Source organism: Erwinia sp. MYb416, assembly GCF_037479575.1.
GTDB lineage: Bacteria > Pseudomonadota > Gammaproteobacteria > Enterobacterales > Enterobacteriaceae > Erwinia > Erwinia rhapontici.
On the sequence record NZ_JBBGYT010000442.1, the window covers coordinates 1 to 24386 of the forward strand.

Genomic DNA, 24386 nt, shown 5'->3' on the forward strand with positions numbered 1-24386 from the left:
GTCCCCGGGCTTGCGGCAGGCGCATCGCCCGCTAAAGCGGGTTCCCTCAGTCGATCGGTTTTCCCGCCGGACCGGGCGTGACGGGACATCCCTGTCCCGGCTCACCCTCTCGCCGACGTCCTGTCGGCTCGTCCTGGAAATCCGCTCTCCTTCGGCGAGGCTTAATTGCCGCTCAAAAGGTCAACGGCCAGGTCAAAAGAACAATCAAAGACGGACTAAAAATAAACCAAACGCCAACGAACCATTCTTGGCTTTTGTTGGTGTTTTAATTTCTTAGATTTTTGTTTTGATGTTGAGGCGGCAATTAAGCCGCGCTGAGGAAGCGATGTGAACCAGGATGAACCGCCAGGACGGCGGTGAAAGCTCGGGCCGGCACAAGGATGTGCCGTCACGAGCGGTCCGTCGGTGAGCAACGCTTGCGAAGGCACCCGCTGAAAGCGGGCGCGGCGCCTGCCGCAAGCCCGGGTCCCCAGGGCGGCGGCGACTGGCCGCCCTGGGTCGCTTCGCCCGCGATAGCGGGAAAGCGAAACGCCCTTGACGTTGACGTTGACGTTGACGTTGACCTTAAGACATTGACCTGGCCCTGGGCTTAGCCCAGAACCGGGGCCCCCTCATGCCAGATAAAACACCGACGTTAACTCTGCACTCACTGGACTATGATCCGCATTCGACGGCATCAACTCACACATCGATTGCCACCAGCGCTGGCACACCTCCGTCTCAGCCACAGCATTCCAACGTTCTTCTGACTCCACCTCCACCACCGCAAACAGCAGATTGCGCGGCGCATCCAGAAAAATACTGTAATGGTGCGCGCCGTGATCCTTCAGCGTCTGCGCCAGCTCCGGCCAGATCGGATTATGTCGCTGCTGATACTCCTGGTGCTTATCAGGATGCACCTGCATCACAAACGCTTTACGCAACATGGTTATGCTTCGCCTCTAGCGCAGCGCGCCAGGGTTGCACACCGAAACGTTCACCCAGCGCCACCAGTTCTTCAGTCGTTATGCTCTGCTTCATACCGCCCATCGACAGCACTTTCACCACCACTTCGGATGACTTCTCAGCGGTATCAATCAGGCCAAAGGTTTCGTCGAGGGTCGGTCCCGCACCAAAAATACCGTGGAACGGCCACATCACCAGCGTATGTGACTGCATTTTCTCGGCGGTTGCTCGGCCAATCCCATCGGTGCCCGGCACCATCCACGGCACAATCCCTACACCATCCGGGAACACCACCAGACACTCGGTGCTGCCTTCCCATAACAGGCGGGTGAAACTGGCTGAATCCAAATCCACCACATAGCTTAACGCCATAAAGTGGGTGGCATGGCAGTGCATAATCACACGATCCGCGCCGTTGGTCAGTTGCTTACGCACACTGTGCGACTGGAAGTGTGATGCCAGCTCAGAGGTAGGAACACCACCGTTGGTCAGGCCCCAGTGGATGGTAAAGGCGCGGCCATCTTCGCTGACGCGCAGCAGTACCAGACAGTCAGCCGGATCGAGCTGCACATTGCGGAAAAACTTGCCCGAACCGGTCACCAGGAACCAGTCATTGGCCAGCTGAGGTGCAGGCTGGCTCAGTTCCAGCGTACGCGGCTGACGGTCAAAGTCTGCCGCAAACGGCTGAACTTCTTCGTCCAGCAGGCGCAGCGAGACGTTACCGCCGTTACGTTCATCCCAGCCCTTCAGCCACATATCCGTAGTCGCTTTGACCATTCCCTGGACAAACCAGGCGTTGATAATTTTTTGCATGTCATACCCTTAACGTTGGCTGAGAATCTGTTGTTCGTAATGACGGACGTCGTTTAACCAGCTGGCACCGGCCGGGACATCGTGGCGCAGACACCAGGTTTCCCACACGGCCTGCCAGGGCAGGGATTTTTGCTCTTCCAGCAGCGCCAGACGCGCCGTGTAATCCCCGTCGTTTTCCAGCGTTTTCAGCATATCGACCGGTTCCAGCAGTGCACGCAGCAGCGCTTTTTTGGCATTGCGCGTGCCGATCACCCAGGCCGCAATACGGTTGATGGAGGCATCAAAGAAGTCGAGGCCGATGTGCACCTTATCAAACAGACGCTGACGCACGATTTCGCTGGCAATCGCCTGGGTTTCATCATCCAGCAGCACCACGTGGTCGCTGTCCCAGCGTACCGGGCGGCTGACATGCAGCAGCAGGCGTGGCACATACAGCATCGCGGTAGAGATCTTATCGGAGATCACTTCGGTCGGATGGAAGTGACCGGCATCCAGCGTCAGCGCGATCTGGCGGCTGGCGGCATAACCGAGGCAAAACTCGTTCGAACCCACGGTGTAGCTCTCGGCGCCAATGCCGAACAGCTTGCTTTCGACGGCATCAATATGGTGAGCCGGGTTGAGTTTTTCGCCGATCACTTCATCCAGGGATTCCATCAGGCGCTGACGTGGCGCAAGGCGATCCACGGTCAGATCTTTCATGCCATCCGGCACCCAAATATTCATCACTGAGGGCGTACCGAGCTGCTCCCCCAGGTAAGCCGACACCTTGCGGCTCGCCTGACAGTGCTCAATCCAGAACTGACGGATTTCGGCATTGTTGTGCGCCAGGGTAAAGCCATCAGCACTCAGCTCATGCGAAAAGCAGCTGGGATTAAAATCCAGCCCCAGCTGGCGATCGCGCGCCCACGCGACCCACCCGGCAAAATGCTGTGGTTTGATTTCATTGCGTTTGACGGCCTGCTCGCTTTCCAGATAGATCGCGTGCAGGTTGAGACGTTTCGGGCCGGGGATCAGCGCCATCGCCTGGTCAAGGTCCGAACGCAACTCTTCCACATTACGTGCGCGGCCAGGATAGTTGCCCGTGGCCTGAATACCGCCCGTCAGTGCGCCCTGCGGGTTTTCAAAACCGCGCACATCGTCGCCCTGCCAGCAGTGCATGGAAACGGGCAGTTGGTCGAGCTGTGACAGTGCGGCTTCTACATCCACACCGATATCGGCGAAACGCTGTTTCGCCAGGACGAAAGCCTGTTCGATGGCCTGGGTCATATACATAGCTCCTTTGCTGAAGAGGTGAGTGACACGAAACGCGCCAGATTGCGGCGAAACACGTCACTCCCGTGAGAGTCAAAACGGATAAGAGGGAAGTGCTGGCCAAGCTGCTGGCGGAAAGCCGTGACATCGGCCACCGCACCGGCGGTAATCAGCTGGCAGCCGATATTGCCCAACGTGGAGGCCTCCACCGGGCCAGCGAACACCGGAATGCCACAGGCATCGGCACATAGCTGATTAAGAAATGGATTCTGGCAGCCGCCGCCGACAATATGCAGCTGGCTGAAGCGCGCACCGCGCAGCTGTTCCAGCTCCTGCAACACCTGGCGGTAGCAGAATGCCAGGCTGTCAAAGATGCAACGCGCCAGCTCAGCCGGGGTGCCCGGCACCGGCATTCGCTGCCCGGCGCAGGCGTCCTGAATTTCACGTACCATGCTGGGTGGGTTAATAAAGCGATCGTCATTCGGGTTAATCAGCCACTGACAGGCTGGCTGCTGCTCCGCATCCGCAATCAACTGACAGAGATCGGTGATGGCCAGCTCGCTACACACACGCTGGAGCAGCCACAGACCCATAATGTTTTTCAACACCCGGAAACGCCCTTCGGCCCCGCCTTCGTTGGTGATATTGGCATCCTGGGCAGCCTGACAGGTAAAGGGCAGACGGCTTTCAAAGCCCATTAATGACCAGGTGCCGGAACTGAGGTAAGCCGCATTGTCACCCGCCAGCGGCGTCGCCAGTACAGCACTGGCGGTGTCGTGGGTGGCGACGGCCACCACGGGGATCACCTTGCCTGACGGGCTGGTCCAGCCCCCGACGCGTTTACCTGGCTGTGACGGTTTGCCGAACCATGACGGGTTCGCCCCGCTCCAGCGCAGCAGCTCCGCGTCCCACTCACCGCTGGTGATGTTCAGCATTTGCGTGGTGGTGGCGTTGGTGTATTCCCAGTTAAGTTCACCCGTCAGGCGGTAATGCAGGTAGTCAGGAATCATCAGTGCATGTGCCACCTGCGCCAGTTCTGGCGCGGCATCACGGCACAATGCACGCAGTTGATACAGGGTGTTAAACGGCAGGAACTGGATGCCGGTGCGCTGATAAATACGGTCATGGCCGAGTTCACGGCAGGCCTGTGCCATCACGCCCTGGGTGCGGCCATCGCGGTAGGCAACAGGAAGACCCACACGGTTTCCCTGCGCATCCAGCAGCACATAGTCGACCGCCCAGGTATCAATCCCGATGCTTTCGGGCACGATGCCCTGACGATCCATTTTTTCCAGTGCGTCAGTAATAAACTGTTCCAGTGCATCAAGATCCCAGCACTGATGGCCATCAACGGTGACCAGCTGGTTTACGCAGCGGCTGACTTCATCCAGCGTAATCGCACCGCTTTCTGTGTCGTGCCGGGCCAGCATAACGCGGCCGCTGGAAGCGCCAAGATCGATGGCGACAAAGTGACGAAGGCTCATGTGTTCGCTTCCTGATGATTCAATGTCACCAGTGTAAAAGAGCCTCATTTCGCGACCTTCTCGCTACTGCCAGCCGGATCTGGCCGCTGGCAGCATGGCAAAGATGAACGTGAAGCAGATCACAAATTCACAATGCGCGTGGGTCAGTTCAACTGTGCTGGCATCGGGCCAGAACATGATTTATTGTGTACGTTTGTGCAGGATACAGGCCAAATGGAGCTGCATTTTGATAGATTATGATGCATTACCCGGAGAGCGGCAGGTGATGCTGACGCGTATTTTGTCTGAAAGTGGCCGGGTGGTGTGTACCGAAGCCGCCCGCCTGTTGGGCGTGTCAGAGCATACTGTGCGGCGTGACCTCAAAGAGTTAGTCCGGCAAGGTATATGTAAGAAGGTGTATGGCGGTGCCGTCAGCCAGTTACAGCAGTCAGCCCCCTTTGAAACGCGTATGTCGCAAAGTGTTCAGGAGAAACTGGAGGTCGCCAGGCGTAGTGCTGCACTGATTAATCCCGGCAGCTGTGTCTTTATTGACGCGGGTTCAACCTATCTGGCGATGGTCGATTTTATCCCACAGGATATTGACCTGACCATCGTCACCAACTCACCGCATATTGCTGCCGCACTTAGCGGCCGCGCACGGTGTGAGCTGATTCTGCTGGGTGGTAAGGTCAACCCGGACACTGGCAGCGTGCTTGGATCTGAACCGGTCAATGGCATCCGCAACATTGTGTTCGACCAGGCATTTATTGGCGTGTGTGGTCTGGATTCGCAGGCTGGATTGACGGCGGTGTACTTTGAGGATGCCTGCCTGAAAAAAGAGGTGATGCAGCAAAGTAGCGAAGTTGTCGCCGCGGTAATTGCCGATAAGCTGCCGCAGGTCGCCCGCTATAAGGTCTCGGCATGGGAAGACATTGATATCCTTGTTGTGAGTAAAGCCACCAACATTGAGACCTTCTCCGGCACCACGCTGCGCATCGAAGTCGCCTGAGATGACGCCCCGCTGCCGGGGCGTAGCGGCCTTACACCTGGAGGGCCAGAATCCGTTTTATGGTTTCCAGCACCGCATTCTCATCGTTCGAGCCGGTCACAAACCGTGCAGCCGCTTTCGTCTCGTCGAAGGCATTACGCATGGCAAAGCTGTAGTCCGCCTCCGCCAGCAGTTCGATGTCGTTATAGCCATCACCAAACGCCATGGTTTCCGCCCTGATCACCTGCAACATCTCCTGCAATTTTTTGACCGTCGTGCCTTTGTGCACGCCCTTTTCAGCGATATCGATCCATGAGGCTTCCGACACCACGATATAAACATCATTCTGATATGGATCAAGCGTGGGCCTTACCTGCGGGCAGCGCTGATGCTCGTCATAGACGGTGATTTTAACGAAATCCTCTTTAATCTCGCTCAGATCGCTGACCTGTATCACGTGGCGGTAAGAGCCTCTGACTTTGTCTTTCAGATGTTGGGCGATATCCTGGCGTATCACCGCGCCCTGCTGCGTACAGGCGATCACCACGCTTTCCGGGCTTGCCTGCTCCAGGGTTTTGATAATGTTGATGCCCAACGCATTGTTGATCAGTGACTGATAGACAAACTCACCGTTGTATTTAATCCGGGTCGCGCTATCGCCCACGATCCAGACATCTCTGCTCAGCGCGCCGAATAACTCTTCAACCCTTTCACACTGCTTTCCGGTGCAGGCGGCAAACTGTACGCCTTTACTGTGCATCAGCGCCCTGACTTCGCTGAAAAGTTGCTGGTCGTACTCGCTTTGACTGTTAAGGAAGGTGCCGTCGAGGTCGGTGATAATCAGTTTGATCATAATTCATTCCTCCAAAGTGATGATAATGACACCCGCCCGTTGGGCGCCTTAAAACATCAACACCGAGCATACACTTAGGCTAATATGATGTAAACGAGCACAACAAATCATTTAAAACAACTCAATCGAGCACTAAATAACATAATAAATCATCAAATCGGGCAGAATCGAGCCTGAGCGTTTTGGTGGATTAACACAGACAGAGACGCTGAGGAGGTCATCTGATTGATGTGACCCTGCCCGCATTTCTCACTTTTCCCTGCCACTTTCTTAAAAATATCACCGGGATAGCCGATTTCCCTGTCAAAAATTCAAGGTGCCCCTGTGTCGTGCTGAGTAGACTCTGTTGCTGATATGTTAAAGAGGAAACGATCATGACCGTGTTACACAGCGCTGATTTCTTCCCGACAGGGCATTTCCCGGTCGCCATTGAACCCCGTGCGCCACAAGGGGTGTTCCCGGAGCATTATCATGATGATTTTCATGAAATTGTCATTGTTGAACAGGGTGCAGGTATTCATGTCTTTAACGGCCAGTCACAGCCTTTATGCAGCGGCTGCGTCTGCTTTGTACGCAGTCATGATCGCCATCTGTATGAGCAAACGGAAAATCTGTGCCTGACCAACGTGCTCTATCGCGGGCCGGAATCCTTTCGTTTTCTCTCCGGCCTGCAGCATCTGCTACCGCAGGAGCAGGACGGAAACTACCCCTCGCACTGGCGTATCGGCAACAAGGTGCTGGCCCAGGCCAGGCAGTTAATCGAGCAGTTAGAGCAGCCACCGCTCAGTGACAGCCTGGCCTGCCAGGCAGAGCAGGAGATGCATTTTATGCGTCTGCTGTTGCTGTTACGCCAGGGGGGCAGCGCCAGCAACGACGATCAGGACAGTCGCCTGCGTGGTCTGCTGGACTGGCTGGCGGATCACTACAGTGAGGATGTGGACTGGGAAAATCTTGCCGACCGTTTTTCGCTGTCGCTGCGCACGCTCCACCGCCAGTTGAAACAGCAGACCGGCAGCACACCTCAACGTTACCTTAATCGGCTGCGATTGCTGGAAGCACGCCACCTGCTGCGTCACAGTGAAATGCGGGTGACAGATATTGCGTTTCACTGCGGTTTTGGTGACAGCAATCACTTTTCTACGCTGTTCAAGCGTGAATTTGGCCTTTCTCCACGTACACTGCGACAAAATGACTGATGAGGTGACCCGTGACCGCTCCCCTGCGACTGGCAAAAGCTGACTACTTCCCTTCTGAACAGATGCCTGTCGCGGTGGCTGAACGCACCTCTCAACCCTCATTCCCGCCTCACGTCCACGAATTCAATGAGATTGTGCTGGTCTGGCGCGGTAATGGCCTGCACGTGATGAATGACCGCCCCTGGCTGATCACCTGCGGTGATATTTTCTATCTGAATGCCAATGACTGCCACAGCTATGAATCGGTCAATGAACTGGCGCTGGATAATATTCTTTACTGCCCGGAGCGTTTTCAACTGAGCCTCGACTGGCAGCAACTTATTCCCCCGCGTGAATCCGCCGCCTGGCGTTTAACCACACGCGGCATGGCGTTGGCGCGTGGCGTGATCCAGCAGCTTGAACAGGAAAGCAGGAAGAGTGATGTGCTGTCACGTCAGCTGACGGAGGCGCTGTTTTTACAGCTGGCCTTAGTGTTGCAACGCCATCGTTATGCGTCCGATCGGGCCTGGCAGATGCCGGAGGGAGAACAGCTCGATCTGCTGATGGCCGCGATTCAGGGGCAGATTGCTGTCCCCTTTGACCTTGCCACCTTTTGTGGCCAGCACCAATTGTCAGAGCGTGCGCTGAAACAACTCTTCCGTCAGCAAACTGGCATGACTATCGGGCACTATTTACGTCAGTTGCAGCTATGCCAGGCGAAGCACCTGTTGCGTACCAGCGAATGTCTGATCGGTGAAGTGGCCGCACGTTGCGGCTTTGATGACAGTAATTACTTTTCCGTGGTGTTCACCCGTGATACCGGGCTGACCCCCAGCGCCTGGCGCCAGCGATTTGTGCGTCCTTCCGCTTTGCACGTTCGGCCGGAAAAGGCCTGATGGCCATAATGCGGGAGGGTTGACCTTTGAGGCATAAAGCCAGGGGCTTGGGCTTGAGCCAAGCCCAGGTCAAGGTCTTAAGGTCAAGGGCGTTTCGCTTTCCCACTTCGTGGGCGAAGCGACCTAAGGGCGGCAGTCGCCCCGCCCTTAGGAATCCGGGCTGCGGCAGGCGCATCGCCCGCTTAACGCGGGTTCCCTCAGTCGGTCGGCTTTCCCGCCGGACCGGGCGTGACGGGACATCCTTGTCCCGGCTCACCCTCTCGCCGACGTCCTGTCGGCTCGTCCTGGAAATCCGCCCTCCTTCGGCGAGGCTTAATTGCCGCTCAAAAGGTCAACGGCCAGGTCAAAAGAACAATTAAAGGCAAGTCAGACAGACCAGACACCAAAAGTCTTTCTGGGCTTTTGTCATTTTGGTTTTTTAAAAAATTTGGGTTTTAGGGTTTGACCTGGGGTTTGATGTTGAGGCGGCAATTAAGCTGCGCTGAGGAAGTGATGTGAACCAGGATGAACCGCCAGGACGGCGGTGAAAGCTCGGGCCGGCACAGGGAAGTGCCGTCACGAGCGGTCCGTCGGTGAACGGAACTGACGAAGGTACCCGTGAAACGGGCGCGGCGCCTGCCGCAAGCCCGGGGTCAAGGGGCGGCGGCGACTGGCCGCCCCTTGTCGCTTCGCCCGCGCAGCGGGAAAGCGAAACGCCCTTGACCTTGACCTTGACCTTGACCTTGACCTTAAACTGACATCAAGCCAGAGAGTCCCGGGGCTCTCTCCCAGATCAGGAAACCATACCCAGACCAACAATGTTGGCGGCAATAATAATCACGAAGCATCCCACGCTAAGGACCCGCACCGGCTTACGCCCCACGTTATTCCACTCTTTCAGAACCAGACCCACCAGACCACCACACAAGACGTAGAAGCTCATGTGCAGCATCCAGCTGACGAAGTCATACTGCGCCGGAATGCGTGCATGGCCCCAGGCATAGAAGAAGAACTGCAGATACCACATGATGCCGCCGAGCAGTGACAGACAAACGTTGGCAATCAGCAATGATTTCGCCACAGAGAAGTCCGCTTTCACTGACAGATTTGATTTGGTCGCCAGACGGATAAAACAGAAACCAAGGTTAACCAGCGCACCACCGCCCATAATCACCACGTAACTCGGTAACGCCACGTATAGCGGATCGATACCCAGCGCCGCTGCCGCTTCATGCATCGGTTTGGCGGCGTCCATGGCAAAGGACATCCCGGCCGAGAAAATCCCACACATCACCGCCAGTACCAGCCCTTTTTTCAGGTTGAACTCTTCCGCAGTGATGCCCATTGCCCGTTCTTTTAACAACCCGGCACGGGAGACGATCGCCACGCCTGCAAGAGCAACCAGCACGCCCAGCAGCGTCAATCGTCCACCGGCAGAACTGAACAGCTCCACAAAGCGCCCCTGAAGCAGCGGCGTCATTAACGTTCCGACCACCAAAGTGATGCCGATGGCAATACCAATGCCCATCGACATACCGAGATAACGCATGGTCAGACCGTAGTTAATGTTACCAATCCCCCACATCGCGCCGAACAGGAAGACAGGCATCAACTGTTCAAGCGAGAACGCGCTGTAGTAGGCCCAGAAGTTGGGCAGCAGGATCGCACTGACGGCCCAGGGGAGCACGATCCACGACATGATCCCCCCCACCGACCACATGGTTTCCCATGACCAGTTGCGCACTTTTTTGAACGGTGCATAAAAGCAGGCAGCACTTGCGGCCCCGACCAGATGCCACAAAATACCGGAGACAATGGCTTCACTCATTTTTTAATCCTTCGTTGTTGTTTGCCCTGATGACGAAGGAGTCTACGGAGAAGGTCAGGTGCTCAACCTTAGGCTGGTTGCCCCTCTGGCACCAAACCTGGCAAAATTGAGCACCTTCTCCCCTCCGCTGTCACAAATCAATCATCTGATTCGCTGCAACGTGCTAAATCGTGATTTTTTCCTAAGCCACTCATATTCATCACTAAATATAAATAATGCCAGCGCAGGCATGGGGTTCTTGCCGTTTTTGCCAGCCAGCTCTCATTGATGGCAGCCACATCAAGGTGATTCACCGTCAGCTGTAGCACCTTCTCAGACCTGCAACAGTTTTTGCGCTGTTAATTAACAACCCTATAAAAAGTGTGTCACGGAGAATCAGCCATGAACCCAGTTCAGCAACACATGTATATCAATGGTGAGTTTGTCGAAAATCGCGCCGATCGCTGGATAGAAGTGATCAATCCGGCAACCGAAGCCGTGCTGTCGCGCATTCCTGAAGGCAGCGCAGAAGATGCGCAGCGCGCTATTGATGCGGCAGAGGCGGCCCAGCCCGCCTGGGAAGCGCTGCCCGCTATTGAGCGCGGTAACTGGTTGCAAAAAATCGCCCAGGGTGTGCGCCAGCGTGCCGCAGAGCTGACCGCCACCATCGTTGCCGAAGGGGGAAAAACCCAGGAGCTCGCCGAAACGGAAGTGTTCTTTACCGCGGACTATCTGGACTATATGGCCGGATGGGCGCGCCGCTATGAAGGTGAGATCGTGCAGAGCGATCGCCCGCAGGAGAACATCCTGGTATTTAAGAAAGCGATTGGCGTCACGACAGGGATTCTGCCGTGGAACTTCCCGTTTTTCCTGATTGCCCGTAAAGCCGCGCCGGCCCTGTTAACGGGCAACACCATCGTGGTCAAACCGAGTGAACTGACCCCGAACAACGCGATTATCTTTGCGCAGATTGTTGATGAGATTGGTCTGCCTGCCGGGGTGTTTAACCTGGTTACCGGCTACGGCCCGGTGGTCGGTCACGAACTGGCCGCAAACCCGAAGGTCGGACTGGTCAGCCTGACCGGCAGCGTGGGTGCCGGGATCGCCACCATGCAGGCGGCGGCAAAGAACATTACCAGGGTCTCGCTGGAGTTGGGTGGCAAAGCCCCGGCCATCATTATGAACGACGCCGATCTCGATCTGGCGGTAAAAGCGATTGTGGCATCACGCATGATCAATACCGGGCAGGTGTGTAACTGCGCAGAACGCCTCTACGTGCAGGATGGGGTATATGACGAGGTGGTTGAACGTCTCAGTGCTGCCTTTAAGCAGGTCACCTGGGGCGACCCGGCCAGCCAAAAAGGTCTGGACATGGGGCCACTGATCACGGCGGCAGCACTGCAACGCGTGGAGCAAAAAGTGGCGGATGCGGTGGCTGCCGGGGCAAAAGTGGTGACAGGCGGCAAACGTTCAGGCAACACCGGTTTCTTCTTCGAACCCACCTTGCTGACCCATGTCGGGCAAAAGATGAATATCATGCAGGAAGAGACCTTTGGCCCGGTGCTGCCGGTGATGAAGTTCAGCACGCTGGATGAAGCCATTGCGCTGGCCAACGACAGTGAATATGGCCTCACCTCCTCCATTTTTACCCAGAATCTGAACACCGCGATGCTCGCCCTGAAGCAGCTTAAGTTTGGTGAAACCTACATTAACCGTGAACACTTCGAAGCCATGCAGGGCTTCCACGCGGGCTGGCGTAAGTCCGGTATCGGTGGGGCCGATGGCCGTCATGGTCTGGAGGAATACCTGCAAACCCACGTCGCGTATCTGCAATACCAGTAACCGATCTTCCTGCCGTATTTGTCGTAGGGGGCGATCATTTTTTCCGATCGCCCCTGCCCTTATCTATCCTGCACATATCGTTAGCACAACTACTCGTTAAGCCCGTTTCATGCATTTTGTTATGTTTTTCCCATAGCGCTTATTACCTGGGGAAATAACATGAATAAAGCATTACTGAGCGGACTGATTGCCGGGATCGTTATTGGCTCGACCTTTTCCGCCACCGCCGCCGAAACCGCACCAAAAACCATCAATATCGGCTATCAAAAAGCCAATATCTTCGCGTTGCTGAAGTATCGCGGCACGCTGGACGAGCAGTTTAAAAAACAGGGTATCGCCGTACGCTGGGTTGAATTCCCAGCCGGGCCCCAGATGCTGGAAGGCCTGAACGTCGGCAGCATCGACCTTGCGGCTACGGGTGATGCCCCGCCGACCTTTGCTCAGGCAGCCCAGGCCGATCTGGTTTATCTCGCCCACTCCCCGGCAAACCCGAAAACAGAAGCGATTGTGGTACCGGAGAACTCGCCGATCAAAACCGTCGCGGACCTGAAAGGCAAGCGCGTGGCGCTGAACAAAGGCTCTGACGTAAACTATCTACTGGTCAGCGCCCTGGAAGATGCCGGTCTGAGCTATAAAGACATCACCCCGGTTTATCTGCCTCCGGCCGATGCCCGCGCCGCATTCCAGCGCGGCGCGGTGGACGCCTGGGTGATTTGGGACCCGTACTACGCCGAAGTGGAAACCAACGCCAAAGCGCGTCTGGTGAAAGATGCCGAAGGTCTGGTACCGCACTACACCTTCTATCTCGCCAGCCGCAAGTTTGCCGATACCTATCCGCAGACGGCGAAACAGGTGGTCGATGAGCTGGGAACCCTGAGTACCTGGGCTAACGCCCACCCGGATGACGCCGCGAAGATCCTTTCAACCTCGACCGGCCTGCCTCAGCCCATCTGGCAGCGTGCACTGGCGAGAATGCCCTACGGTGCAGAGCGCATGACACCGGAAGTGTTTAAGCAGCAGCAGGCACTGGCGGATAAGTTTACCCAGATTGGATTATTGCCAGTGAAGGTGGATGTCAGTTCGGCGACGTGGTCGCTGGATAAGAAATAATTTCGGCCTGAATTCCACCCCATCCAAATCGCGGGTCGACCAGAAAAGGTCGACCCGCTGCTAAGAGTTAAGAGTGGGTAGGTTTGGGTGTTACTCCCCTTCGCCAATCTGCCAGATAAACGTCGGTTCCTTACCGTTCACCTCCCAGTCGCCCACATTACGGATCTTATAAATCACCGGATTATGCGACGACACGGTACGCGCATTACGCCAGTGGCGATCCAGCGCTTTACTGATGCGAGTATCTGATGCCCCCAGTGCATTAAACAGCTCGGTTGCGGCACGCGGGATCAGCTCGGTGGCAATCACCTGCGCCTGTGCGGACTCCAGTTCCGCCAGCACATTGGCCTGCTGGATCAGCGCCTCGTCCCCGCTGTTATGGACCTCATAAGCACCTTGCAGCGCATGCGTTGCCTGCTGAGTTGCCGCTTCAACCGCATAGACCCAGCTGGAGATCTGCCCCACTACCTGCAACACCTGTACATCGTTTTTCACCTGCGTGGCATTGCCGTGGCTGTAGACGCGTTTACGGCTGGCAACGCCTGCCGCCGCATCGCGTTTCACGGCTCGGCCAATTCCCGCCAGCGTCGACAGTAAAACATGCTGATAAAACGCGGTCTGATAGCGAAAACGCTCGGTGAAATCATAGACATGCGCCTGCTCAACCTCTGCCTGATGAAAACGGGTGGTCCCACTGCCGCTCAGACGCTGGCCGAAGCCGTCCCAGTCATCTTCACGCTCTACGCCCTGCTGATGGGTATTCACCAGCGCAATCACATCACGACCGTTATCGTTGCGTTGGGCATAAACATCAATCCAGTCGGCATACAGCGTGCCGGTGCTGTAAAACTTCTCGCCGGAGATCAACCAGCCCTTCTCTGACGGGGTGACGCGGGTGATTACCTCACCCAACTTGAGATTGCCGATTTCCGTCCAGCCACTACCCACCAGCTCGCCATCATGGAAGCGGCGGAACCAGCGCTGACGCTCTTCACTGTCAGGCTGATTCAGGCGATCTTCCACAAAAGCGAAATGGGCGCGCAGCGCCTGCGGCAGGTTAGAGTCGGCTTCCGCCAGCTCCGTCAGCAGCTGGAACAGCTGCGGCAAGGTGGCGCCAAAACCGCCCTCCGCCTGCGGGATACGCAGGGTGCCGAACCCGGCTTCTTTCAACCAGCGAATCGGCTCCAACGGAAGCGTACGCGTCACTTCACGTTCGGCAGCACCTGCAGCAATGCGGGCAAATATCGGGCGAAAACGGGCCGCCAGCGCGGCGTAATCAGCAACAGATTCAGACATAGGATTCTTCCTTTTCGGATGGGTCATCAATGTCCTGCTTCGTCGGTTCAAAACGGATCACCAGCAGGAAAATAATCGGGATAATCGCGGCCAGCGAGACAATCCAGAACATATTAGTGCCAAAAGAGGCCTGCAAAATGGGCAGGATAAACAGCGCCAGCGCACTGCCGACGCCGGACAGGGAGCGGCCAAAGCCGACGCCGGTGGCTCGGATATGCGTTGGATAAGAGAGTGCAGGGTAGATCATCATCTGCGCGCCAGGGCCGAAACCTTCAGCAAACAGCCACAGACCCAACATCAGGATGGCGAACACCACACCCATCGTGGCACTTGGGTGACCAATCAGCGCCAGCGAGATCAACGCGATAAATTGCAGGGCAAAACCGGCAATCGCCACATGACGTGATGGGAATTTCCATGCCAGACGCATGCCCAGCAGACCGCCGGTAAAGGCAAACAGCGCATTCAGCCCCAGTGAAGCAGAGATGGTTTCAAACACGCCTGCCCCCAGGAACTGCGCAAGAATTGACGGCAGGAAGAAGGCAATCGCGGTGTATTCAAACGAGATACAGATATTCATGACCGCCGTCACAATGGTGCGTTCGCGGTACGGTTTCTGGAACAGCACACGGAAACTCACCTTCGGGGGTGCCTTCTTCACGGGCTCTCTTTCATCGGGTTCGGCGGCATGCGCCGTAATGCCATAGGAGTCACGCAGAATACGCGCCGCCCCTTCCAGGTCACCCTGATTAGCGGCCCACAGCGGGGATTCATTCATAAACTTGCTGCGCACGGCGATGATCAAGAGCGCAGGCACCGCACCAAACAGCAGCGAGGCGCGCCACAGCCAGTCGGCGTGTTCGGCAGGCAGCAGGAAGTAGAGCGCAAAGATAATAAAGAAACAGGCGGACGAAGCGGCGTACCACATCGGGCACCAGGCCGCCAGCCGGGCGGCTTTGTTGCCCTTGCCCGCAAACTTCGAGAATTCAGCCAGATAGGCCATCGCCACGGGCAAATCGATGCCAACGCCAATGCCCATCAGGAAACGGGCACCGATCAGCACCCAAACGTTCGGCGCTAATCCGGCAGCAATCGCGGAGACCACAAAGAACAGCATATCGGCCATAAAGACGGAGTAGCGGCCATATTTATCGGTCAGCCAGCCACCCAGCAGGTTGCCCACTATGGTGCCGATCATGATCGATGACGTCACCAGCCCGGTGATCGCCGGCGTTAAGCCAAACTCTTTCACCACATCGTCAATGCCGTAGGAGAGCGTGGTCAGATCGTAGGCATCGAGAAACACGCCGCCGAGGGCCAGAAAGACAATCCAGCGTGCGTAACTATTTTTACTGGTACGGGTGTTAATCAGCTGCGCCACATCACTGACGGATCGAACCGGTGTTGAATGGGATGGCGGTATTGCAATGCCATCGTCAATATTAATTGAACTCATAGTATCCCCATATATCTATTATTTTATTTGCAGGCTCACCCGTTATTTTCGGGTGCCACACTACTTTTATAGAGAGGAAACCCTGCAATAACAAACAAGGAAAAATTATTTGAATGTGCGACAAAGTCATAATGCGCGTAAAATAAATCACTTAAATGTCATAATAAATGCAAATAGCACAATTAGCTTAGCAAAAAGCATGCCAAACTCATTAGAGTACGCGATTGTTTTAAAAGGAGAACGACATGAAATGGAACAGAGATAAAGCATTAAAACACTTGCGAAGTCGTGCAAAACCAGCATCCCAAAATAGTTGTGCCGAATTTACCAAACAGGCAATAGAAGCAGGTGGAATCACTCTGCACCGAACCAATAATGCAAAAAATTTTAGCGCATCATTATCACGTGCAGGGTTTGCAGAGTTGCCTGCTGACTCAATAATAATTGCTGGTGATATTGTTGTTATTCAACCATATAGTGAAGATGACCCGATCGGTCACATGGCCATGTTCGATGGTTCAATCTGGATTTCAGATTTCAGGCAGCGCGCAATGTATCCCGACCTCGCCTATCGACAAGCTCAACCTTTATTTACCCTTTACAGAATGCCTTGATGTTAAAAAAGCCCGGACTATTCCGGGCTGAACATTTTATTTTTCCGAAACAGGCACCAACACACCCTGTACCAGCGGTTCGGTGGTTTCCTTTAACCACTGCTGCACACGGGGATCGGCAAACGCTTTTTTCAGCTTGATAATATTTTCATCGTTTAAATAAGGCGTACCAATCACCAACTGTGAGGCAAAGGTTTGTGGCGCAGGCGGGAATAATATGCCTTTGTCGCGAGAAACTTTTCCTGCATCAAACTGGGAAACATACCCAATCGCCGCATCCACAGAATTTAATGCCCGTGGCATGGTTAACAGATCGAGTTCTTTAAAATTAAAATTATGTGGATTCTCTTTAATATCTTTTAATTTCGCCGTACGCGGTTCTACCGCCGGATCCAAACCAATCAGACCAATACGCTGTAACAGCCACAGCGCCTGCCCCTGATTAGCACCGTCATTCGGTACCACGATTTCCGCGCCTTGCGGCAGATCAGCAATGGTCTTGTAACGGTCAGAGTAGATGCCGAATGCCCACTGGAATACCGGCAGGGTCGAGGTCAGTTCAAACTTGTTGGCATCCACCACCTGCTTCAGCCACCACTGGTGCTGATAGATGGTTGCCGCATACTGGCCTTCCGCCACGGCACGGTCAGCCTGCACCGGATCCTGCAACCCTACCGCTTCCAGCTTGATGCCATAATCTGGCGCAATGTTCTGCGCGACATATTCGATCAGGCGCTGCTCTCCGGCCATCGCCGGTTCAAAATGCACTTTCAGCGTGGTGCCGAAAGTCACGCTGTGACGCTGCTGGGCAGTGAAGTACCAGCCCAGTCCGGCGATCAGCACAATAGCCACGATGGCGACCTGCCACGGCCAGGTTTTCTTCTTTTTCAGTTCAAAATTCTGCTGCGTCATGATGAGTGTGTACCCTGTGAGTGTTGAAGTGCGGCAACCACGCGGTCGCCAATAAACTGAATCAGTTGGATGGTCACAATCAGCACCACAATGGTGGCGATCATGATGTGGTTATCAAAACGCTGGTAGCCATACACCACGGCCAGATAGCCGATGCCCCCGGCACCAATGGTGCCCGCAATGGCGGAGTATTCGATCATCGAGATGACGTTCAGGGTGATCGCAGCGACGATGGCGGGGAGCGCCTCACTGAGCTGCGCCCCGGTGATCACCTGCCAGCGCGAACCGCCGGACACCAGTCCGACCGCTGTCACTTCCGGCGGCAGTTCACGCAGTGCGTTCTCCACCAGGCGGGCGAAAAACGGCGTCCCGGCAACAATCATTGGGATCACAGCCGCCGGAATGCCGATGGTGGTACCGGTCAGCCAGAAGGTGAACGGAATAATCGCCGCCATCAGCACCAGAAACGGCAGTGAACGACCAATATTTACCAACCCGCTCAGGCTACGGTTCAGCCCCGCTTGCGGAAATAGTCCGGAGCGCGAGGTGTTAAACAACACCACGCCCAGCGTTCCGCCGAGAGTGACAACAAACACCATCACAATGCCGACCATCAGCCAGGTTTCACCGTAGGCAGGCAGCATCAGTTCATGGATCTGGTTCCAGGGGGTATCCTGGCTGGTAACGTCAACGGGTTTCATCCGGCCTCCTGCAAGCGCGGGCGCGCCTCGATGATTTGTGCCTTCATGCCCAGCTGTGCCAGAGCAGTAATCAGCGCCTCTGGTGACAGCGGGCGCTGGTTAAAACGCACCGCAATCTGCATCCGTCCGGCGAGTTGCCCCGCCACCTCTTCCACATGCGCCGCCAGCAGATCAACCTGCACGTTGTGCTGCACGCTGAGCCGGCTGATCCAGTCGGTGGCCAGCGGCGGTGCGCAGGTCAGACGCAGCAGCAAGTCGCCGCTGGCGGTAACCGGACGCAGCGGGAACAGCTGTGCGGCCAGCGCCGAATCCGGGGTGCTGAGCAACTGCTGTAATGGCCCCTGCTGCACCAGTTGACCGTCGCGGATTTCTGCCACGGCATCGGCGGTGCTGCGCACCACGTCCATCTCGTGGGTAATCAGGATGATCGACAACCCAAACTGCTGACGAAGTTGTTTCAGCAACAGCAGAATGGCATCGGTGGCCTGTGGGTCCAGCCCGGAGGTCGCTTCATCGGCCAGCAATACGGAGGGTTTCAGCGCCAGGGCGCGGGCAATACCGACGCGTTGACGCTGACCGCCGGAGAGCTGAGCCGGGTAGTACCCCGCTTTGTCCGACAACCCCACGCTGTCCAGCAACTGACCAACGTGGCGTTTGATTTCCCCAGGCACCACACCCAGCCACTCCAGCGGCAGCGCGACGTTTTCCCAGGCGGTTTTGCGTTGCAGCAGCGCGGACGACTGAAAGACGGTGCCAATGGCACGCCGTTCACGCCGCAGCGCGACACCGGACAGGCGAGAGAGATCTTCGCCGTTGACCCGGATACTGCCGGAGCTGGGCCGCTCCAGCAGGCTGATGCACTTTGCCAGCGTCGACTTCCCGGCACCGCTCGGGCCAACCACTGCCGTGATCGACGCGGCGGGCACCGTCAGTGAAATGCCTTTCAGCACTTCAACCGTGCGGCCCCCTGCCGCCGTGTAGTGTTTACGCAGGCCGTCGATTTCAATCATGGAGTGACCTCATCTTCTGCCACGACCGCAGTCTGTGATTCCCGGCGGTAGCCCGCGCCCGGATGTGGTTCGGCCAGACGAGCGCCCTGGTGAAAGAGTTTTTCGCGCAGGGTGCCGGGCTGGTACTCTTTCTTGTACACGCCACGTTTTTGCAGTTCCGGGATCAGGTGTTCCACCACATCGCTGAAGGTTTCATGCGTTACCGCATACGCGAGGTTAAATCCGTCAACATCCGTTTCTTCCACCCAGCTTTGCAGCTCATCCGCCACCGTTTGCGCACTGCCGACCAGCAACGGACCAAAGCCGCCAATGCCCACCCAGTCCGCCAGCGCCTGCACCGTCCACTGGCGATCAGGGTCGGCGGTAGAGAAGGTTTCTACAGCTGACTGAATCGCATTGGTGTGCAGGTGTTTTAGCACCTGATCGGGCTGATACTGGCCGAAATCGATGCCCGTCCAGCCGGAGATCAGCGCCAGCGCGCCCTCGTAACTGACGTAGCTTTTGTACTCCTGCCATTTGGCCTGTGCCGCCTGGTCCGTCTCATCGACGATCACCGTTTGCAGGTTGAAAATCAGGATGCTGCGCGGGTCGCGTCCGGCTTCGGCTGCGCGGCGGCGAATATCCGCCACGGTTTTCTTCAGCAGCACTTTGGACGGTGCGGCGACAAACACGCATTCAGCATGTTCGGCAGCAAACTGTTTGCCACGGCTGGACGCACCGGCCTGATACAGCACGGGGGTGCGCTGCGGCGAAGGCTCACACAGGTGGATGCCCGGCACCTGGAAGAAGGTGCCCTGATGGTTAATTGGATGAATTTTGCTCGGGTCGCTGAAGATGCGGCGCTCACGATCGCGCAGGATTGCTCCCTCTTCCCAGCTCCCTTCCAGCAGTTTGTAGATCACCTGAAGATATTCATCGGCATAGTCATAGCGGGCATCGTGATCGGTCTGCGACTGATGGCCAATGTTGCGTGCCCCGCTCTCCAGATAGGAGGTAACGATGTTCCAGCCAATGCGCCCTTTGGTCAGGTGATCGAGCGTTGAGATACGGCGGGCAAACGGATACGGATGTTCAAACGACAGCGAGGCAGTGAGGCCAAAGCCGAGATGTTCGGTCACCAGCGCCATCGGGGTGATCAGCGCCAGCGGATCGTTGACCGGCACCTGGGTGGCATTACGAATCGCGGCCTGGTTATCGCCGTTCAACACGTCGTAAACCCCCAGCACATCCGCAATAAACAGACCATCGAACTTGCCGCGCTCCAGCAGACGCGCCAGATCGGTCCAGTAGCTTAAATCTTTGTACTGCCAGGAGCGGTCACGCGGGTGCGCCCACAGGCCCGGCGACTGGTGACCGACACAGTTCATATCAAAGGCATTCAGGCGAATTTCACGTTGTTGAGACATAGATAGCACACTCCAGATTCCAGACAGCCGACACCCGTCATACTTCAAGCTGCAGGTGCGTTGGCTGCGCCCGATCACCCCAGTCACATAGTTATCTATGCTCCTGGGGACTCTCGGGCTTGCCGCCTTCCTTCAGCTCGAATTATTTAGGGTCTCGAATTATTTAGGTTATTTTTTTCGGTGAGTTAACGCGTCAGACGGGACATCGCTCCGCATCCAGCCCCAGCAGCTGCCGGGCAACGCTTTCCGCATGTTCTGCCACCTGCGGCAACCCCATTAGTTCACCGAAGCGGGCGCGCGCCGCCGGGCCGGCAACATAAAGATGTGGATTGGCGCTACCGTCAGCACGTTCCGTCTGCGAACGCGCATTAACCTGGATCCCCAGCGCCAGCGGATCGGCCTGTATTACGCCCGTCGCGGCCAGCTGATGCAGCAACACATCGCTTTGCAGTAGCCCGCCGTGCGCAGGTCCGGTGGTGATAATCAGCCGATCCACGTTCAGGCTCTGCGCTTCACCGCTGCGCGGTTGCAGCCGCAGGGTGATGTCGGCACCTGCTGCGGTAACCGCTGCCAGACGCGCAGCCTGAACCGTTAACTGGCCGCGCTGCTGCAGCTGTTCCAGTACCGCGCTGACCTGTGGCGCAATGCGATAGCGATGCACATCCCACCACGGGCGCAAATGCCGCAGGAACCGGCGTTGTTCATTGAGGGACAGCTGCTGCCACAGGCGCTGTCCGTTAACGCGAATATCATCGAGGACCAGCTGCCATGGCAGTTGCTGCAGAGCGGCAGCAGCCACTTCCTGGCGAATACGGTGCAGCCACGCGCGCGCCGAGGCGTGTTGCGGCTGCTGGTAGTCCAGTGGACGCGGTTCAAACGGGCCACTGAGGTTCGGGCGAGGCAGCAGCCCCCGGCGCGAAAACGCCACAATCGGCCCGCGATGTCCGTGACGGTGTAACGTTGCCACCACATCCGACATACTCAGGCCACTGCCCATAATGGCGACCCGTTCATCAGGGGCAATCGTGGTCAGCGCATCATGACGCCAGGGATCGGCAATCAGCCCCGGATGCCCTTCCAGCGCCAGTGCCACCGCACGCGGCAGCGCCGGAGGCGGATGACTGATCGCCAGTACCACATCATCGGCCTGAAGCTTTTTACCCAACGCGGTACGCAGCGTTCCCTGCTCCAGCGCCACCCCCCGGTCACAGAGATGGTGCAGTTTGACCGGAGAGTGCAGCTGTGCGCGGGCAAACTGTTCGGCGATATACGCGCCAAACTGACCGCGCTGTGGATAAACCTTGCCATCGTGCCAGCGTGCGTCCGGGTCCGTCTGGTAAGCCGGTGAGGCGCGGAACCAGCGATCAAAATCCCCCTGTTCCGCCCCCGAAAGCTGCATGCGGTCAGCGGGGACATTAATGCGGTGCGCCGGATCGCGGGTACCATAGGCCACTCCGCGTGCCAGCTGTGAACGCGGCTCCACCACCGTTACCGTCAGCCCGGCGTCACCGAGCCTTGCCAGATGGATGGCCACTGCGGTGCCGGTAAAGCCGCCGCCGACGATAACGATATGACGCTCAGCCATGACTGTGCTCTCGCTGCTGTTGACGTTCCAGCTCACGCACCAGAGGAATCACCTCGCGGCCAAAGAATTCGACCTCTTCCTGAAAATGCAGAAACCCCAGCAACATCAGACTGACCCCGGCCTCTTTCAGCGCGATGATACGTTGAGCAATCTGCAACGGCGTGCCGATCAGGTTGGTTTTGAAGCCATCGTTATACTGCACCAGATCTTCCAGCGTCGATTTCGCCCAGTTACCTTCGCCTTCGGGTGAAGCGCTACCCGCATTTTTGACCTCATGCTGGAAGCCTTTTACCGCATCCGGGTTGGCATGGTCGAGGATCGCCTGTAGCGCCTGCTGGGCTTCCTGCTCTGTATCACGGGCGATGACGAAGCCGTTAACACCGATTTTGACCTGATGCTGGTTCTCTTCCGCTTTCTGGCGGATATCATCTACCTGCTGGCGGATACCTTCGACGGTGTTGCCGTTGGTGAAGTACCAGTCAGATACCCGTGCCGCCATATCCCGGGCGGCGCGTGAACTCCCCCCCTGGAATATTTCCGGCAATGGATCGAGCGGTTTTGGCTTCATCGAATAGTCGCGATAGCGATAGAAATCGCCGGAAAAGTTGAAGACATCCTGTTGCCAGATACCACGCAGGCAGCGAATAAACTCTTCTGAACGCAGATAGCGCTCTTCATGATCCAGCCACGGCTCACCAATCGCCTTGAACTCCCCACGAAACCAGCCGCTGACCACATTCACGGCAATACGCGCATTCGACAGATGACTGATCGTCGCAATTTGTTTCGCAGCCAGCGTGGGATTCCACGGTCCGGGCAGCAAGGCGGCGATGACTTTCAGTTTTTCAGTCGCGCCGAGCAATGCCTGCGAGAAGCTGACCGACTCATGCTGATTATCTGCACCGTATCCGGCCGTAAAACGTATCTGGGTCAGCGCATAGTCAAAACCGGCTTTTTCCGCGATTTGTGCCAGCTTGCGGTTATAGTCAAAATCCCAGCCAGTACGCTGGGGAATGTTACTGATCACCAGCCCGCCAGAAACGTTAGGCACCCAGTAAGCAAACTGTATTGGTTGATGACTCATCGTTCTCTCCTCAGCTGGCGCTGCTGTTTTTCGCCGGACGGCGGTCGCCGCCGATCGTTTCACCAAATGGACCGGTATTGACCGTACGCTGACGTTTTTCCGCATTCGATGCCAGTGGCAGCAGCGGCATCACCAGTTCGGCAAAACGGTGGGCTTCTTCCAGATGCGGATAGCCCGACAGAATAAAGTTCTCAATGCCCAGCGCCTGATATTCGCGGATGCGGTCCGCCACCTGCTGCGGACTGCCCACCAGCGCCGTGCCTGCACCGCCACGGACCAGGCCAACACCGGCCCACAGGTTCGGGCCAATCACTAAGTCATCACGCGAACCGCTGTGCAGCGCACTCATGCGGGCCTGGCCGGTGGAGTCCATACGGGCAAAAATCTTTTGAGCCGCAGCGATGGTGTCTTCATCCAGATGAGAAATCAGACGGTCAGCGGCAGCCCAGGCCTCTTCTTCCGTTTCCCGCACAATGACGTGCAGACGGATGCCGTAGCTCAACTGGCGGCCTCGCTCTTCTGCACGTTTCCGTACTACCGCCAGCTTTTCAGCCACCTGCGCCACGGGCTCACCCCATGTGAGGTAGGTATCGATCTGGCTGGCGGCAACATCAATCGCCTCATCGGAAGATCCCCCAAAGTAGAGCGGCGGACCATCTTCCTGCACGGGCGGGAACAGGATCTCCGCCCCTTCCACGCGAATATGATCACCGTGGAAATCGACCTTTTCACCCTTCAGCAGGCGTGAATAGACTTCAAGGAATTCGCGCGTCACCTGGTAGCGGTCCGCATGGCTGAGGAAGATGCCGTCACCTTTATTCTCAACCGGATCCCCCCCGGTCACCACGTTGATCAGCAAGCGCCCCTCGGACAGTCGGTCCAGCGTGGCGGCCATTCGTGCGGCAAGGCTGGGTGGTTGCAGGCCTGGACGCACTGCAACCAGGTAGCGCAGTCGTTTGGTGATCGGTGCCAGCGCAGCAGCGACCAGCCAGGAGTCTTCACAGCTTTTTCCGGTCGGGATCAGCACGCCGTAATAGCCGAGGTTGTCGGCGGCCAGCGCCACCTGTTGCAGATACGGCAGGTCGACGGGACGCCCGCCTTCGGTGGTGCCGAGATAGCGGCCGTCTCCGTGGGTCGGGAGAAACCAAAATACGTTGATATTGTCCTGCGCTGACTCGCTCATTATCTGTTTCCTATATA

General features: G+C 56.8%; 22 protein-coding genes. 6 read left to right on the forward strand and 16 right to left on the reverse strand.

All coding sequences use genetic code 11. The annotated features are described in order from the left end of the window. Positions 1-611 precede the first annotated feature (611 nt). Genes rhaM through rhaB form a run of 4 tightly spaced genes read right to left on the reverse strand, consistent with a single transcriptional unit; the run spans position 612 to position 4493 of the window. Positions 612-926 carry an L-rhamnose mutarotase gene (gene rhaM / locus WH277_RS26245; RefSeq protein WP_159336599.1) on the reverse strand — a complete coding sequence of 105 codons (315 nt, stop codon included), beginning with the start codon at positions 924-926 and terminating at the stop codon, positions 612-614. Continuing rightward, positions 916-1758 (reverse strand): rhamnulose-1-phosphate aldolase, encoded by an 843-nt coding sequence (gene rhaD / locus WH277_RS26250; protein WP_133841972.1) that lies wholly within the window; start codon positions 1756-1758, stop codon positions 916-918. Before rhaD ends, rhaM begins: the two co-directional genes overlap by 11 nt. Positions 1759-1767: 9 nt before the next feature. Next, complete coding sequence (locus WH277_RS26255; RefSeq protein ID WP_133841971.1) at positions 1768-3024, reverse strand: L-rhamnose isomerase; 1257 nt, start codon at positions 3022-3024, stop codon at positions 1768-1770. After that, positions 3021-4493, reverse strand: coding sequence for a rhamnulokinase (gene rhaB / locus WH277_RS26260; protein ID WP_339507356.1), 1473 nt, complete (start codon positions 4491-4493; stop codon positions 3021-3023). The genes WH277_RS26255 and rhaB overlap by 4 nt, the downstream gene beginning before the upstream one ends. 226 nt (positions 4494-4719) lie before the next feature. Here rhaB and WH277_RS26265 point away from each other — a divergent pair, with 226 nt between their 5' ends. Then, complete coding sequence (locus tag WH277_RS26265) at positions 4720-5481, forward strand: DeoR/GlpR family DNA-binding transcription regulator (protein WP_339507357.1); 762 nt, start codon at positions 4720-4722, stop codon at positions 5479-5481. A gap of 31 nt (positions 5482-5512) precedes the next feature. Here WH277_RS26265 and WH277_RS26270 read toward each other — a convergent pair whose 3' ends face one another. After that, positions 5513-6313: an HAD family hydrolase gene (locus tag WH277_RS26270; protein ID WP_339507358.1), complete on the reverse strand. Its 801-nt coding sequence runs from the start codon at positions 6311-6313 to the stop codon at positions 5513-5515. Positions 6314-6687: 374 nt separating this feature from the next. Here WH277_RS26270 and rhaS point away from each other — a divergent pair, with 374 nt between their 5' ends. Both rhaS and rhaR read left to right on the forward strand, forming a co-directional pair. After that, entirely contained in the window at positions 6688-7509 is an 822-nt protein-coding gene (rhaS, locus tag WH277_RS26275) for an HTH-type transcriptional activator RhaS (protein ID WP_133841969.1), read from the forward strand. An 11-nt stretch (positions 7510-7520) separates the two neighbouring features. Next, positions 7521-8384 carry an HTH-type transcriptional activator RhaR gene (rhaR, locus tag WH277_RS26280; protein WP_133841968.1) on the forward strand — a complete coding sequence of 288 codons (864 nt, stop codon included), beginning with the start codon at positions 7521-7523 and terminating at the stop codon, positions 8382-8384. A gap of 772 nt (positions 8385-9156) precedes the next feature. Here the strand turns inward: rhaR and rhaT are convergent. Continuing rightward, positions 9157-10191 carry an L-rhamnose/proton symporter RhaT gene (rhaT, locus tag WH277_RS26285; RefSeq protein ID WP_133841967.1) on the reverse strand — a complete coding sequence of 345 codons (1035 nt, stop codon included), beginning with the start codon at positions 10189-10191 and terminating at the stop codon, positions 9157-9159. Positions 10192-10328: 137 nt separating this feature from the next. Then, on the reverse strand, positions 10329-10499 hold the full coding sequence (locus WH277_RS26290) for a hypothetical protein (RefSeq protein WP_159336594.1): 171 nt from the start codon (positions 10497-10499) through the stop codon (positions 10329-10331). A gap of 73 nt (positions 10500-10572) precedes the next feature. Between WH277_RS26290 and aldA the strand changes: the two genes are divergently transcribed. Together aldA and WH277_RS26300 are read left to right on the forward strand one after the other, a co-directional pair. Then, the gene (aldA, locus tag WH277_RS26295; RefSeq protein WP_212812787.1) at positions 10573-12012 is read left to right on the forward strand and encodes an aldehyde dehydrogenase; all 1440 of its coding nucleotides are present in this window, start codon (positions 10573-10575) and stop codon (positions 12010-12012) included. 159 nt (positions 12013-12171) lie between these two features. Beyond that, positions 12172-13122, forward strand: coding sequence for a sulfonate ABC transporter substrate-binding protein (locus WH277_RS26300; RefSeq protein ID WP_339507359.1), 951 nt, complete (start codon positions 12172-12174; stop codon positions 13120-13122). A gap of 90 nt (positions 13123-13212) precedes the next feature. Here WH277_RS26300 and WH277_RS26305 read toward each other — a convergent pair whose 3' ends face one another. After that, positions 13213-14418, reverse strand: a complete 1206-nt coding sequence (locus tag WH277_RS26305; protein WP_339507360.1) for an acyl-CoA dehydrogenase family protein — start codon at positions 14416-14418, stop codon at positions 13213-13215. Then, entirely contained in the window at positions 14411-15874 is a 1464-nt protein-coding gene (locus WH277_RS26310) for an MFS transporter (RefSeq protein WP_339457807.1), read from the reverse strand. Before WH277_RS26310 ends, WH277_RS26305 begins: the two co-directional genes overlap by 8 nt. A 245-nt stretch (positions 15875-16119) precedes the next feature. Here WH277_RS26310 and WH277_RS26315 point away from each other — a divergent pair, with 245 nt between their 5' ends. Next, on the forward strand, positions 16120-16488 hold the full coding sequence (locus WH277_RS26315; protein WP_133841962.1) for a hypothetical protein: 369 nt from the start codon (positions 16120-16122) through the stop codon (positions 16486-16488). A gap of 36 nt (positions 16489-16524) precedes the next feature. Here the strand turns inward: WH277_RS26315 and WH277_RS26320 are convergent, their stop codons facing one another. From WH277_RS26320 to ssuD, 7 genes are all read right to left on the reverse strand, one after another. Then, a complete protein-coding gene (locus WH277_RS26320) occupies positions 16525-17400 on the reverse strand; it encodes a MetQ/NlpA family ABC transporter substrate-binding protein (protein ID WP_339507361.1) in 876 nt (291 codons plus the stop codon). Further along, entirely contained in the window at positions 17397-18101 is a 705-nt protein-coding gene (locus WH277_RS26325) for a methionine ABC transporter permease (RefSeq protein ID WP_339507362.1), read from the reverse strand. Before WH277_RS26325 ends, WH277_RS26320 begins: the two co-directional genes overlap by 4 nt. Beyond that, entirely contained in the window at positions 18098-19111 is a 1014-nt protein-coding gene (locus tag WH277_RS26330) for a methionine ABC transporter ATP-binding protein (protein WP_133841958.1), read from the reverse strand. The genes WH277_RS26325 and WH277_RS26330 overlap by 4 nt, the downstream gene beginning before the upstream one ends. Next, positions 19108-20517: an LLM class flavin-dependent oxidoreductase gene (locus WH277_RS26335; protein ID WP_171148428.1), complete on the reverse strand. Its 1410-nt coding sequence runs from the start codon at positions 20515-20517 to the stop codon at positions 19108-19110. The genes WH277_RS26330 and WH277_RS26335 overlap by 4 nt, the downstream gene beginning before the upstream one ends. Before the next feature lie 193 nt (positions 20518-20710). Beyond that, on the reverse strand, positions 20711-22102 hold the full coding sequence (locus WH277_RS26340) for an FAD/NAD(P)-binding protein (protein ID WP_171148427.1): 1392 nt from the start codon (positions 22100-22102) through the stop codon (positions 20711-20713). Next, on the reverse strand, positions 22095-23186 hold the full coding sequence (gene sfnG, locus WH277_RS26345) for a dimethylsulfone monooxygenase SfnG (protein ID WP_133841955.1): 1092 nt from the start codon (positions 23184-23186) through the stop codon (positions 22095-22097). The genes WH277_RS26340 and sfnG overlap by 8 nt, the downstream gene beginning before the upstream one ends. A gap of 10 nt (positions 23187-23196) precedes the next feature. Continuing rightward, positions 23197-24369, reverse strand: a complete 1173-nt coding sequence (gene ssuD / locus WH277_RS26350; protein WP_167863815.1) for an FMNH2-dependent alkanesulfonate monooxygenase — start codon at positions 24367-24369, stop codon at positions 23197-23199. Between the last annotated feature and the right edge of the window lie 17 nt (positions 24370-24386).